This window comes from Paenibacillus harenae, from assembly GCF_030812415.1.
In the GTDB taxonomy this organism is placed as follows: domain Bacteria; phylum Bacillota; class Bacilli; order Paenibacillales; family Paenibacillaceae; genus Pristimantibacillus; species Pristimantibacillus harenae_A.
Genome location: NZ_JAUSST010000006.1, coordinates 241277 through 255779 on the forward strand (window position 1 = coordinate 241277; position 14503 = coordinate 255779).

The 14503-nt window shown below is 53.3% G+C and carries 10 protein-coding genes; 9 read left to right on the forward strand and 1 reads right to left on the reverse strand.

The genetic code is table 11. The features are described 5' to 3' along the window. Nucleotides 1-139 precede the first annotated feature (139 nt). The 6 genes from J2T14_RS22000 to J2T14_RS22025 all read left to right on the forward strand — a co-directional run bounded on the left by J2T14_RS22000 (nt 140) and on the right by J2T14_RS22025 (nt 8288). A complete protein-coding gene (locus J2T14_RS22000) occupies nt 140-1762 on the forward strand; it encodes a response regulator (protein WP_307474205.1) in 1623 nt (540 codons plus the stop codon). Continuing rightward, nucleotides 1759-3549 (forward strand): cache domain-containing sensor histidine kinase, encoded by a 1791-nt coding sequence (locus tag J2T14_RS22005; protein WP_307474207.1) that lies wholly within the window; start codon nt 1759-1761, stop codon nt 3547-3549. Before J2T14_RS22000 ends, J2T14_RS22005 begins: the two co-directional genes overlap by 4 nt. Then, nucleotides 3546-4529, forward strand: a complete 984-nt coding sequence (locus J2T14_RS22010) for a substrate-binding domain-containing protein (RefSeq protein ID WP_307474209.1) — start codon at nt 3546-3548, stop codon at nt 4527-4529. The genes J2T14_RS22005 and J2T14_RS22010 overlap by 4 nt, the downstream gene beginning before the upstream one ends. Nucleotides 4530-4674: 145 nt before the next feature. Continuing rightward, nucleotides 4675-6183, forward strand: a complete 1509-nt coding sequence (locus tag J2T14_RS22015) for a sugar ABC transporter ATP-binding protein (RefSeq protein ID WP_307474211.1) — start codon at nt 4675-4677, stop codon at nt 6181-6183. A gap of 27 nt (nt 6184-6210) precedes the next feature. Continuing rightward, on the forward strand, nt 6211-7206 hold the full coding sequence (locus tag J2T14_RS22020) for an ABC transporter permease (protein ID WP_307474213.1): 996 nt from the start codon (nt 6211-6213) through the stop codon (nt 7204-7206). 47 nt (nt 7207-7253) lie between these two features. Next, complete coding sequence (locus J2T14_RS22025; RefSeq protein WP_307474215.1) at nt 7254-8288, forward strand: ABC transporter substrate-binding protein; 1035 nt, start codon at nt 7254-7256, stop codon at nt 8286-8288. 78 nt (nt 8289-8366) lie between these two features. Here the strand turns inward: J2T14_RS22025 and J2T14_RS22030 are convergent, their stop codons facing one another. Beyond that, a complete protein-coding gene (locus J2T14_RS22030) occupies nt 8367-9533 on the reverse strand; it encodes a peptidylprolyl isomerase (RefSeq protein ID WP_307474217.1) in 1167 nt (388 codons plus the stop codon). 168 nt (nt 9534-9701) lie between these two features. Between J2T14_RS22030 and J2T14_RS22035 the strand changes: the two genes are divergently transcribed. The 3 genes from J2T14_RS22035 (at nt 9702) to mgrA (ending at nt 14464) form a co-directional block, all read left to right on the forward strand. Beyond that, complete coding sequence (locus J2T14_RS22035; protein WP_307474219.1) at nt 9702-11726, forward strand: putative bifunctional diguanylate cyclase/phosphodiesterase; 2025 nt, start codon at nt 9702-9704, stop codon at nt 11724-11726. 172 nt (nt 11727-11898) lie between these two features. Beyond that, nucleotides 11899-13377, forward strand: a complete 1479-nt coding sequence (locus J2T14_RS22040) for an HD-GYP domain-containing protein (RefSeq protein WP_307474221.1) — start codon at nt 11899-11901, stop codon at nt 13375-13377. A 91-nt stretch (nt 13378-13468) separates the two neighbouring features. Next, the gene (gene mgrA, locus J2T14_RS22045) at nt 13469-14464 is read left to right on the forward strand and encodes an L-glyceraldehyde 3-phosphate reductase (protein ID WP_307206187.1); all 996 of its coding nucleotides are present in this window, start codon (nt 13469-13471) and stop codon (nt 14462-14464) included. Nucleotides 14465-14503: the final 39 nt, after the last annotated feature.

Below are 14503 nucleotides of genomic sequence, written 5' to 3' on the forward strand. Positions count from 1 at the left end.
CCGTATGCTCATAGACGCAATACGGATAGCGGCTTCAGGAAATAATTCGACTAAAAAGCGATAATTACAAATGGGCATATTCCGGTGTCGGCATTATAATGAGCGATATAAGAGGAATAGACATTGAGGTGACGGCTCCATGTATAAGCTGTTGATTGTGGATGACGAGGCGCTGGTTCGCGAAGCGATCCAGGAGGGCATGAATTGGGAAGCGATGGGGCTAGTCTGCATGGGAACTTGCGAAGACGGCGTTGAAGCGTTGGAATTCATCGACAGGGAGAAGCCGGATATCGTCATGACGGATATCGGCATGCCGTTCATGAACGGCATTGAACTGACGCGCGAGCTTTCCGTGCGTTACCCGGACGTGAAAGTCATCATTCTGACGGGTTACGATGAATTCGAGTACGCCCAGCAAGCGTTAAAGATGAAAGTTGCGGACTATATCATGAAGCCGGTTACCGCTGTCGAGATGGAAGAGATTTTGCTAAGGATCGCCGGGCAGATGGATATGGAGAATAAGCATAAGAAAGATTATGAGCGACTGAAGCATCAGTTGAACGAAAGCATGCCGCTGCTGAAGGAGCGGTTTCTCGAGCGTCTGGTCGCTTCATCGATGACGGAGAAGCAGCGACGCGAGAGCAGCGATTATTTCGGGATCGCTTGGGGCGGGGACTTCGCGGTCGAGCTGGCTATCGACGTCGACGAGCTTGAATTGAAGCTGCCGCCAACGCCGTCCGACGACGAGCTGTTCCGATTCGCCATCTACAATATTACGAAGGAAGTAATGGAGAAATATACCGGGGCAGAGGTATTTCGCGACAGGGAAAACCGCGTGCTCGTCCTATTGTCCGGTTCCGATCCGGAGGTGCTGGGCGAGGCAGCGGGCATGGCGGCGGAACGCATTCACGCCGCCATTACCGCTTACCTGCCGCTTCAGGCGTCGATCGGAATCGGGCATGCGTGCAAGCGGGAGGACAACATGGCGATTGCTCATCGATCCGCCTTGTCTGCGCTTGTCTATCGCTTCGTCATCGGCACGAACGAAATCATCCGCATCACTGATATGGAACGGCGCGAGAAGCCGGCTATGCTGTCCGCCGTCGTATGGGAGAACGAGCTCATTACGAAGCTGAAGACGGGCACGCCGCAGGATATGGACGAGTGGATCGGCAGACTGTTCTCGACGTTCCGAAACCAGTTTTTTGCGCTTGATGTCTGTTACATTTATTTGCAACGTTTCGTGCTTACTCTCATGCATACGCTGTACGAAATGGGAACCGATACCGATGCAGTGTTCGGCGCAGCGGGAAACCCGATTGCGGAGATGGGACAGCTTGCTTCGTTGAACGACATCGAGAGCTGGATGAAGGAGCTGTGCGGCAGGTCCGTAACCGCCATCCGCAGCATGCGGGAAGATCATAGCATGCTGCAGATCGACAAGGCGAAGGCTTATGTCAGGCGGCATTATATGGATCCGGAGCTGTCGTTAAAGACGGTGTGCAGGCATGTTTCCATGAGCGCGAGCTATTTCAGCACCCTCTTCAAGACGCATATGGGCAAGACGTTCGTGGAATATGTCATCCACGAGCGGATGGAGAAGGCGAAGGAGCTTCTGAAGTTGACCAACATGAGAAGTTATGAAATCGCTTACGCTGTAGGCTATAGCGACCCGCAATATTTCAGCAGCGCGTTCAAGAAGCATACGGGGGATACGCCGACGGAATTCCGCGGCAGAATGACGGCGGGAGGCGAAGGATGAAGCTGGTATCCTTTTTGCGCTTTCGAAGCATGCAGACGAATATGGTGTTGGCGTTCGTTCTGCTTATCCTGATGACGATCGTTATTATGAGCGTCGTCTCTTATTTCCTGTCCAAGGACGCCGTGCAGTCGAACGCGAAGACCTATACGACGGAACTGGTGAAGCAAGTGAACAACAATATAAGATCGTACGTGAACGGCATGATGTATATCTCGGATCTGGTGGACGGCAATCCGTACGTGCAGCAATATATGGCGCGGCATGAAGATGGCGATCCGGCTAAAGAGAGGGCGCTCAAGCAGGCCGTTGCCGATTTCCTCGAATCGATGGCGGTTTCGCGCGCCGATATTTCTTCGGTGAGCCTTTTCGGCTACAGTGGGGAATTTGTGTCGGGCAACAAGGAGCTGGCACTGAACCCCTTCATCGATATTCCGAGCCTCGACTGGTATCGCGTCGCGCGGGAAGCGGGAGGCGAATACGTCATTTCGCCCTCGCACGTGCAGCCGGTGTTCAAGAACAGATATCCATGGGTCGTATCGCTGAGCATGGAGTTGACAAGCAGAGAGAGCGGGACGAAGTTCGGCATCTTCCTGATCGACTTGAACTTCAGCGTCATGAACGACATGCTGCAGGATATTCGGCTGGGCCAGCGGGGGTATTTGTTTATCGTCGACTCCGAGGGCCGAATTGTATACCACCCGCAGCAGCAACTCATCTATAGCAAGCTGAAGACGGAGAACATCGATGAGGTGCTTCGAATCAAGAACGGCACTTTCATGGGCGACGATGACGGAAACCGTAGAATGTACACGGTACAAGAGTCCGAGTTCGGCTGGAAAATCGTCGGCGTATCCTACGTGAGCGAGCTGGTCGGCAACCAGAACGAGATGCGGCTATCGATCATCGTGCTGGGGCTCGTCTGCATCGTCATCGCTATCGTCATTTCCTTATTCGTATCGCAGCGGGTAAGCCAGCCGATCAAGCAGCTGCAAGGTTATATGAAAGAAGTGGAAAAAGGCAATTTCGACATTCAAGTGCCCGTTCCGACCACCATCGAAATCGGCAGGCTGGCCCGTGCGTTCAATATGATGGTCGGCAGAATTAAGGAATTGATGTCCCAGGTCGTCAGGGATCAGGAATTGAAGAGACGAAGCGAGATCAATGCGCTGCAAGCGCAGATTAATCCGCATTTTCTGTACAACACGCTCGACTCCATCATTTGGATGGCCGAGAGCAAGAAATCCCAGGAGGTCGTTCTAATGACCTCGGCGCTTGCCAAGCTCTTCCGTGCATCCATCAGCAAGGGAGAAGAGCTTGTCACGATCGAGACGGAGCTGGAGCATATTACGAATTACTTGAAGATCCAGAAGATGCGTTACAAGAACAAGCTGGATTATCGCATCGAGACAAGCGATACTGTCGGCCGGTACAAGACGATCAAGCTGATTCTGCAGCCGATTGTCGAAAACGCGATTTATCACGGAATCAAAATGAAGCGCGGTCCCGGCCTCATCACGATATCTTCCGAGGAGACGGCCGCGGATGTATTGCTGATCGTCGAGGACAACGGAAACGGAATGGATGAGGAGAAGCTCTCCAAGCTGTTGTCCCAACAGTACGAGGGCGAAGCGGGCAAAGGCGTTGGCGTGGGCAATGTCCACGGGCGGCTCAAGCTTTATTTCGGCCCGCAATATGGACTTGAATACAAAAGCAAACCGGGAGAAGGAACAACCGTAACCATTCGGTTGCCTAAGCATCCCCCCGTTATAGGAGGCGGCATAAGATGATCTGGAAGTACAGGCGGACGCTGGCGATTGTCCTGCTGCTGCTGATTGCCGCGGCAAGCGTTGCATATTGGGGGAATGGACTAACGCAGCGAGACCCTGTCGATATTACGGTCATTATCAAATCGACGGACGCTTCGGTTGAATTCTGGGAGGTGCTGATGGACGGGGTCCAGGAGGCTGCGCAGGAATTCGAGGCGAACGTGCGAGTCACCGGGTCCAGGACGGAGACGGACGTGGATGAGCAGATCGCCTTGGTGGAGCAGGCGATTCAAGAGAAGCCCGACGCCATTGTACTGGCTGCCAATGATTATGACCGGCTTGTCCCCATCGCCGAGAAGGTCAGGAATAGCGGGATCAAGCTCATCATCGTGGACTCGGGAATCAATTCCGATGCAGCGCATAGCAGCGTGGCCACGGACAACGTCAATGCGGGCATGAAGGCGGGCGAAGTGCTGCAAAGCCACGTCGAAGGTCCGGCCAAAGTCGCGATTATTAGCTATGTCAAAAATGCCGCTTCGCAAATCGACCGGGAGAAGGGTGCCCGTTCGATTCTGGACGGCATTCCCAATATTGATCTTCTCGATACGTATTACGTTGAGGGATCTGAGAGGAATGCATACTTGATGGCGAAGAAAATCTTACGGACGCAGCAGGATGTCGTCGGTATCATCGGATTGAACGAGCCGACGACGGTCGGCGCTGGCCGGGCAATCCAGGAGCTCGGCTTGAAGGATAAGGTTACGCTGATCGGCTTTGACAGCTCGGTTAACGAGATCATGCTGTTGGATGAGGGAGTCATGAAGGCCACCGTTATTCAACGACCTTTCCAGATGGGGTATTTGAGTATTAAGACGGCCATAGACGCGGTGAAAAGGAACACGGTTCCAAGGACCATCGACACCGGATCCTTGGTCATTACGAAACAGAATATGTACGAAGAGGAAAACCAGAAGCTATTGTTCCCCTTCGTCACCAACTAGCAGAGTCGCGGGAACTCTGCTTTTTTTGTTGCCAATACCCAAAAATATTCGACTCTTACAGGAAGAAATCACATGTTAGCAGGCAGTCAGCTTATGCAAAAATAGAGGCAACAGCAAGAATCAAGAGGTTGAAGGAGGGGGATGGATGGATCAGACGCTCGTTCGCATGGAAGGCATTGAGAAGCATTTTGCCGGCGTTCACGCCTTGAAGGGCTGTCGTTTCGATCTGAGGGCCGGCGAAGTGCATGCGCTTGTCGGCGAGAATGGAGCTGGCAAGTCGACGATGATGAAGGTGTTGACCGGCGTCTATCGCAAGGATGAGGGGAGCATCGTTTATAAGGACCGGGAGGTGCAGATTACCGACACGAGGGCAGCCCAGAAGCTCGGCATCGGGATGATTCACCAGGAACTCAATCTGGCACAAGATTTGACGGTAGCCCAAAACATATTTATCGGCAAGGAGCCCCGAAAGAAGCTGCGGTTCTTGCTGGACGACAAGGAAATGAACAAGCAAACGGCTATACTGCTCAAGCAGATGAAGCTGGACATCGATCCAACGACACCGGTGTCGGAGCTTACGGTAGCCAAGCAGCAATTGGTGGAGATCATTAAAGCGATTTCGTACGATTCGCAAGTATTGATTATGGATGAGCCGACCGCGGCTCTAAGCGATTCCGAAATCGACGAGCTGTTCCGCATGATCGCGCAGTTGAAGGAGAAAGGCGTCGGCATTGTGTACATCTCTCACCGGATGGCGGAGTTGAAGAGGATTACCGACCGGATTACGGTCATGCGGGACGGCGCTTACATCGATACGGTTGCAACGAAGGATATCAGCATCGACCGGATCATCGCAATGATGGTGGGACGGGACATCTACCAGCCGACCAGGCCCGATAGGCAGACATCGGAGCAAATGGAGAAGGTGCTGGAAGTTCGCGGCCTGACGCGGAAGAACGTGCTGCACGATATAAGCTTCTCGTTAGGCAAAGGGGAAATTCTCGGCGTGGCGGGACTGGTCGGCGCAGGCAGAACGGAGACGGCGCGGGCAATATTCGGTGCCGATCCGATCGACGCCGGCGAGATATACGTCCATGGCCGGAAGGTTCGCGTGACGGGTCCCCATCAGGCGGTAAAGAACGGAATAGGCTATTTGTCCGAGGACCGGAAGCATTATGGATGCTTGCTCGATATGGATGTAAAGACGAACGTCGCGCTTGCGGCGCTTGGACGCTTCAGAAGCTTTCTCGGCTTCATGAACGACAAGCGGTTGGCGCGCGTATCGGATCAAATCGTCGAAGATCTGCGGGTCAAGACGCCGGGCATAAACCAGAAGCTTAAGTTTCTGTCCGGGGGCAACCAGCAGAAGATCATTATAGGCAAATGGCTGACGAGAGATTGCGACATCTTGATCTTCGACGAGCCGACGAGGGGCATTGACATTGGGGCCAAAAACGAAATTTATAAGCTGCTCGAGAATCTGGCGGCGGAAGGCAAATCGATTATTATGATCAGCTCGGAGCTGCCGGAGATTTTGCGGCTTAGCCATCGCATTCTCGTCATGTGCGAAGGACGAATTACGGGAGAGCTTATGAACGATCACCATGCCTCGCAAGAAAGGATTATGACATATGCGACAGATCGATTCAGCTAAGGGCAGGCACAAGGAGGTCATCGGACAATGAGAATTACGGAAATAGCTGGCGTCAAATCGAAGTTCGCCGTTCAATCGGGGCTGCAGCAGTTGCTCGCCTTCGGCAGCTTAATACTGTTGATTATTTTTTTCTCCATTGCATCCAGCAATTTTTTTCAATTCTCCAACCTCGTCGGCATTCTTCTGTCGACCGCGGTCATCGGCGTGCTCGCGCTCGGCTCGACGTTCGTTATCGTCACGGGGGGCATAGACCTTTCGGTAGGAACGGTGATGACGCTCTGTTCGGTCATGACGGGGGTATTCATTGCGATGTGGGGGCTGCCGGTGTGGGTCGGCATCGTCGGCGGATTGCTTACCGGCGCGGTATGCGGGTTCATGTCGGGGCTAGCCATCGCGCGGCTCGGGATACCGCCTTTCATTGCGACGTTGGCGATGATGATGATTGCCAAGGGACTTGCGCTTGTCATCTCGGGCACGAAGCCGATTTATTTCACGGAAACGCCGGTGTTTATGAAGCTTTCGCAGGGTTCACTGCTGGGAGATATTATTCCCGGCTTCGATATTCCGAATGCCGTGCTTGTCTTCTTCCTAGCGGCGATTATCGGAAGCGTCTTGCTCTCCCGAACCATTGTCGGCCGCTATAACTTCGCGATCGGCAGCAACGAAGAAGCGACTCGTCTATCCGGGGTCAACGTTCGCAACTGGAAAATCGCCATTTATTCGATTACCGGTCTGTTCACGGGCGTAGCCGGCATTCTGATGGCTTCGCGCCTCAATTCGGCTCAACCGTCGCTAGGCATGGGCTACGAGCTCGAGGCGATCGCGGCGGTCGTTATCGGCGGCACTTCGCTTAGCGGGGGCAAGGGTACCATCATCGGCACGGTAATAGGAGCATTAATTATGAGCGTGCTGACCAACGGACTGCGTATTCTGTCCGTACCGCCAGAGTGGCAGACGGTTGTTGTCGGCTTCGTTATCCTGCTCGCCGTATATGCGGACAATTTGCGCCGACGCAAAGCATAACAACAGGCAACAAAAAATCAATCATTCTAAAAAAGGGGTAGTGAACGATGAGAAAAGGTTTATCTATATTGTTGCTTGCGGTTGTCATGGTTATTAGCGCGTGCGGTTCTAACGGCAACGGGGGCAACAACGTGAATGGCGGCAATGAGCCGGCTGTGACGAATAAGCCAACAGAAGAGACGAGTAACGGCGTTACGGATGCTCCTGCGGAGAAAATGTATATTCCGCTCGTGTCCAAAGGATTCCAGCATCAATTCTGGCAAGCGGTTAAGAGCGGCGCGGAGAAAGCGGCAGCCGAGCTGAACGTCGACATTACGTTCGAGGGTCCGGAGACGGAGTCTCAGGTCGACAAGCAGCTGGAAATGCTGCAGGTTGCGCTGGATAAAAAACCGAGCGCCATAGGTTTCGCCGCGCTCGACAGCCAGGCATCGATTCCGCTGCTGCAGAAAGCCAAGGATGCCGGTATTCCGGTCATCGCCTTCGACTCCGGCGTGGACAGCGACATTCCTACAAGTCTCGTTACGACCGACAACTTAGCCGCGGCGGGTATGGCTGCAGACAAGATGTCCGAGTTGATCGGAGGCGAAGGGGAAGTGGCGGTTATCGTTCACGACCAAACGAGCCGCACGGGCATCGATCGCCGCGACGGATTCGTGAATCGGATGAAGGAGCAATATCCGAACATCAAGATCGTCGATATCCAGTACGGCGGCGGAGACCATCTGAAATCGACGGACCTTGCCAAAGCCATGATGCAAGCGCATCCGAACCTGAAAGGCTTCTTCGGGGCTAACGAAGGTTCGGCGATCGGAATCATCAATGCCGTAACGGAAATGAAGGCCGAAGGCAAAATCACTGTAATCGGCTATGATTCCGGCAAAGCGCAAATCGATGCGATCAAGAGCGGCCTGATGGCAGGGGCAATCTCCCAAAATCCGGTCGGCATCGGCTATGAAACGGTCAAAGCGGCCGTAGCGGCTTCCAAGGGCGAGACGGTGGCAGCGAAGATCGACAGCGGCTTCGTCTGGTTCGATAAAACGAATATCGACAGCGAGGAAGTTAAAGCGGTAATATACGAGTGATCACGATAAAATGAAAACAAAGAAGCTGCAGAACCTCGCGCCCGGCGCGGTTCTGCAGCTTCTTTCATTGCATCGCTATTATTGAACGGCGCCCGTATCTGCCGCCGGAGCAGGCGTCGGCGTCGGCATCGTATTCGTGATTTTCGCTTTCTCGCGAATTTCAGTCAGCCATGCCTCGGACAGTCCGCCCGCTTCTTGAGCGACAAGCGTCTTGCGAATTTCTTCTTTCTTCTCGTCGAGCGTAGGGTAAGTGCCCAGCTTCTCGTCGGTTTTCTTAATAATATGGAAGCCGAAGCTCGATTGTACAACGCCGCTCAGCTCGCCGACTTTCAGCGTGAAGGCTGCTTCGCCGAAAGCAGGGTCCATATCGGCCTTCTTGAAGAAGTCGAGGTCGCCGCCGTTAGCTGCGGAAGCCGTATCGGTCGATTTCTCCTTTGCAATCGCAGCGAAGTCCGCGCCGCCCTTCAATTGGGCTAGAATAGCATCCGCTTCCTCTTGCGTAGCTACCAAGATATGCGAAGCGCGAACAGTCGTCGGCGTTTCGGTGAACGTATCTTTGTTAGCTTCGAAGTATTGGGAGATTTCCTCATCCGTAACGTCTGTCTTCGGCTCTAGAATCTTCGATACCGTCAATTGGAACTTCGTATCTCTAGTCAAGCTTTCTTCCGTCATGCCGTATTGGCTAAGCGTGGAAGTGAATTGTTCCGGCGTCTCGAAGCTCGCTTTGATCTTATCGATCTCGGCTGTCACCTCGTCGTCGGTTACTTTAACGCCGGCTGCGTCCGCTTCTTGCTGAATAAGCTCTTCCGTAATCAGGTTGTTCAGCGTGGAAGGACCTCCGGCATCAACAAGCGCATCGTACAGTTTGCTTTGCGGGATGTCTTGTCCGTTAACGGATGCGACAGCGCCGCCCGTGCTTCCGAATGGAGGCTTAATAAGAACAATGACGAGCGCAACAGCCAATACGGCCGATACGATCATCCATCCTTTGCCGCCGCCAGCCTTAGGTGCGTCCGATACCGGGCCTGCCGCGTTCAACGGCAGCGCTTCGGCGGCAGCTGCGGCTTGTTGCTCCGCATCGGCCTCGTAGGCTTCTTCGGCCGCTTTCTCCAGGTCGATATCATCCTGACCTTCGGCTTGCTCGAACAGCTCGTCCTGCTGTTCGTTCTGTTGCGTCAATTGCTCTTCCTTCGCAGCCGTTGCTTTTTCTTCGTCTTTTTTGGACTGCGATTCATTGTTATTCATTAGATAAACTCCCTTCGATCTTCCTGTCATTAACCTACTATAACAAATCACTTCGCAAAATACCTTAATCTAAAATAAAAATATTGCTTGCAACAATCGTCGTTTCGTATTAATTGTATAGTAGGTAATGTAGATATTTGTCGATTAATGGCGATATGGGGGGATCACTTGTTCATTTTGCAAGGGTATTATGAAGGCTGGGTTGTATTATTGTCATTTTTAATTGCTCTATTCGTAGCTTTTTCCGCGCTTAATCTGACGCATAAAATATCGAACACATCGGGCAAATCACAATTGGGCTGGCTGGTTGCCGCGTCTTTCGTCATGGGCAGCGGCGTGTGGGCGATGCATTTCGTCGGCATGATCGCGTTCCATCTGGAGCTTCCCATACATTATGACGTCCGCGAGACTAGTATTTCCTTTTTTGCCAGCATTATTGGTTCGTTTGCCGCTTTTTATTTAACGATGACTAAGCAAGCGACGAAGCCGAGGCTCGCGCTTGGCAGCTTCATTATGGGCGCGGGCATCGTCTCGATGCATTATATCGGCATGTCGTCTATGCGCGTCCCGGCCACCGCGATTACCTATAAGCCGCTCATATGGGCGGCCTCGGCTTTGCTTGCTGTAATCGCCTCCTATGCGGCGCTATACATATTCACAAAGTTTCGCCGCAGCGGCAACCGGGGCTGGCCGAAGTGGGGGGCATCCGCACTGATGGGTCTGGCGGTTTGCGGCATGCACTATACAGGCATGAGTGCGGCTGAATTCTGGTGCGGCGATGATGAACTGTTAATGAAGCTTCCGAGAGAGGGGGCCGATCTCGTATTGCTCATCTCCATTACGCTTGTCATGCTCATGATTATGATGGTGACGTGGATCGCGCTCTACTTCGATCGGACATTGCTTGAGAAGATGGCATTCAGCGATCCTCTGACGGGTTTGCAGAATCGCCACTCGATGAATCATCATTTTGAATCGAAGCTGGGCGGCTCGGCCCACAGCGCTTTGCTTTTCCTTGATCTAGATCAGTTCAAGCTGATTAACGACACGCTCGGGCATGACATCGGAGATTTGCTGATCAAAGAGGTGGCCGCGCGCCTGCAGCAGTTTCTCGGAGAGGACAGGTATGTATTCAGGCTCGGGGGGGACGAATTTCTGCTGCTGGCGGGCGAGATGAGCAGGCAGGCGGTTGAGACGATGGCTCAGCAGATATTGGAGGATATTAGAAAAGTATACATACTGGGCGGCAATGAGCTCTACATTACGGGCAGCATCGGTATCAGCTATGCCCCGCAGCATGGCACGGACCGTTCTGGCCTGCTTAAGGCAGCGGATTCGGCGATGTACCATGCGAAGCGGCTGGGCAAAAATCAATTCTGCTCCTTCAATAGCGAGTTGGAGCAGAAGCTGATTCGCAGAATGGAGATCGAGAAGGGGCTGCGAATCGCACTCGCTTCCGGGCAGTTCACCCTGCATTACCAGCCGAAGTGGAACGCTGAACGCAATTGCCCGGTCGGCTTCGAAGCTCTGCTGCGATGGAATCACCCGAAGTACGGCCTTGTTGCGCCGAATGAGTTCATCCCGATCGCAGAGGAGACAGGCCTTATTGTCGGGATGACGCGCTGGGTGCTGGAGCAGGCTTGTTCCGATTGTGCCGACTGGAATAAGCCTGCGGGCGGCAAGCTTGGCGTATCGGTCAATCTGTCTATCAATGTATTCGAGAGCATGAACTTAATGGACATGATTATGGCTGCTTTGCAGCACGCTTCGCTGCCCCCGGATATGCTTGAACTGGAAATCACGGAGTCGATCGTCATGAAGGATGCCCCGGAGGTCATTCGTCAGCTATTGCCCCTGCAGGAGATGGGCGTGACGATATCGATGGACAACTTCGGATCCGGTTATTCGTTTCTGGGAGCGATCGACCAGATTCCGTTCCATACGCTTAAGATCGATAAGCATTATATGCAAGAGAGCGACTCGCCGTCCAAGCGGGCGATCATCAACACCTTTATTACGCTCGCAAACCAATTGAATCTGGAGCTGGTTGCGGAAGGCGTCGAAACGGAGCGGCAGCTCGACTTCTTGCGCGCGGCCGGATGTACGATCATGCAGGGCTACTATTTCAAGAAGCCGATGCCGCGCGGGGAGCTTGATCGTTGGCTGTCGGATTTGAACCGGGAGGCGGGTTAAACTTCGTTGTTTATAGGAAACGAGAGGGATGGTATGATAGTCATATCCAGACAAATTCATCCATTGTATGGCGGTAAAAATCGATTCATGCCTTAAGTGAGCGCGGTTACATGCCAGGGCCTCGCGGTTGTTCAACATAATATACGACGAATGATGAGTAGGAGGTATCGGCTTGCGCAAAAATGCGGGAGTATTCGTAGGTCTCTTTTTGTCGATGCTCGTTCCGTGGCTTGGTTATATATTGCTGAGGTCCACGACATTCGACAAATTCATTCAAGCGCCGAATGAGCATTTTTATATGGTTAGCGTCATATCTTTATTCGCGCTCGTACTTGCGGTTGCGGTCGGCATCGTCGCCATACGGCAGAGAAACATCAAAATAAGCTTCGTTTCCCTATCCTACGTCTCGCTTGCCGCGTTATTCGTTCTGCATGGCATGTCTACTCCAGGCTTTCTTATGCATCATTCCAGCATTGCGGGCAACGCCGCTCAGCTCAGCGTTTTAATCGCCGCCATCTGGCTGTGGCTATCCTCCCTGTCCGCTGATTTGTTTATTATGAGGTGGATTGCGAAGTGGCAGCGCTGGCTGCTCCCTGTATGGGTCGTTGCCTTAGGTATGATCTGCTTCGCCATATGGCATTATCCCGATCTTCTTCAAGCGGCGCACTTGAAGGAAAATCCGACCAAATGGGTCGTTAGCGCATTTATCGTTGGATCGAATCTGTGGACCATGTACCGCTATCTGCAAATCTACTTGTCCTCACGCTTTCCGTTGCAGCTTGCGATTGTATATAGCGCGGGGTGGATGATTATCGCGCAATTCATTATCGTGACCGGAGAAGCCTGGAGAGCGAGCTGGTGGCTCTATCACTTCATGCTGCTAGCTTCCGTCATCGTCATGGTTGGCGGTATCGTGAGGCAATATATGAGCTCCAAGTCGGTTACAACCTCGGTGAAGCTGCTCTTCCGGGCGAATCCGAGAGATTGGATCAATACGCATATGTCGCCCAGCGTCAAGGAGCTTATTATGACGACGGAGGCGAAGGATTCCTATACGGCGGGGCATAATTACCGCGTCGCCCTTTATGCGCTTAAGCTTGCGGAAGAGCTGGGACTCTCGTCGATTGAGCTGCGCGCTATCGCGCAAGGCGGGCTTGTCCATGACATAGGCAAGCTTCGCATTTCCGACCGAATATTGAACAAGCCGGGCAAGCTGACGCCGGAGGAGAGGCTCGTAATCGAGCAGCACCCTGTGTCCGGCTATGACTTATGCAGGCGTCTCGGTTTCATGCCGGAGGAGCTTGGCATTATTAGATCGCATCACGAGAAGTGGGACGGCAGCGGTTATCCGGATCAATTGGCTGGCGAACAGATTCCATTGTTGGCTCGCGTGACGGCCGTGGCGGACGTATATGATGCGCTCACGTCCTCCAGGTCGTACCGGAAGGCGATGTCGCATGAGGCGGCAATGGATATTATTCAAGCGGAGCGCGGCAAGCATTTTGACCCGAAATGCGTGGACGCTTGGATCAGACTCGCGGCCGAGCAGCCGGAATTTTTCAAAGAAACGCTTCGCAACACGCCTTCTCTGAAGCTGGAACGCAAGAAGAATGATAGAGGCCTGCATAATGGAAGATCGGCGAACTCTTAGGCCGTGCACGATCATTTGACCGGCTTGGACGGGAAAGCTATGCTAGAGAAGCATTGATGTTAACCAATAATAGGGTGGAGGAATGACAAGAATGGCGTATGAACCGGCTAATAACCGTTATGAGAGCATGAAATATAACCGCGTTGGGCGGAGCGGCCTTAAGCTCCCGGCAATATCGCTAGGCCTATGGCATAACTTCGGCGGAGGCGACCGTTACGAGAACGGACGAGCCATGGTTCGCCGCGCGTTCGACCTCGGCATTACGCATTTCGACTTGGCTAACAATTACGGACCTCCTCCAGGCTCGGCGGAGGAAACTTTCGGTCAAATCTTGAAGCATGACTTGGCTGCGCATCGCGACGAACTTATCATATCGACGAAGGCCGGCTATCATATGTGGGAAGGCCCTTACGGCGATTGGGGCTCGCGCAAATACATGCTGTCGAGTCTCGACCAAAGTCTTAAGCGGATGAAGCTGGATTACGTGGACATTTTCTACTCCCACCGTCCAGACCCGGAAACGCCGCTCGAAGAGACGATGGGTGCGCTCGATCATGCGGTACGCCAAGGCAAAGCGCTGTATGTCGGCATCTCGAACTACAGCGCGGAACAGACTGCCCGGGCAGCGGAAATTTTAAAGGAGCTGGGCACGCCTTGTCTGATTCATCAGCCGTCCTACTCCATGTTCAACCGCTGGATCGAGAACGGACTTCAGGATGTGCTGGACCAAGAAGGGATTGGCTCGATCGTGTTCTCGCCGCTTGCCGGCGGTCTATTGACGAACCGTTATCTGAACGGCGTGCCGTCCGATTCGCGGGCTGCCGGACCAAGCGTCTTCCTGAAGAGCGATCAAATTACGGACAGCAAGCTGCAGAAGGTGAAGCTGCTTCATGAGCTTGCCGGAGAGCGCGGCCAGACTTTGGCCCAGATGTCGCTTGCATGGGTGCTTAGAGGCGGAAGAGTAACGACAGCCTTGATCGGGGCAAGCCGTACCGATCAGATTGACGATTGTGCGGCAGCGCTTAATAGACTTGATTTCAGCGAGGCGGAGCTGGCTCGTATCGAGACCATACTGGCTGCTGAATAATAAAGGAAACATAGAAACCGGGAAGTCTGTCCGATGGGC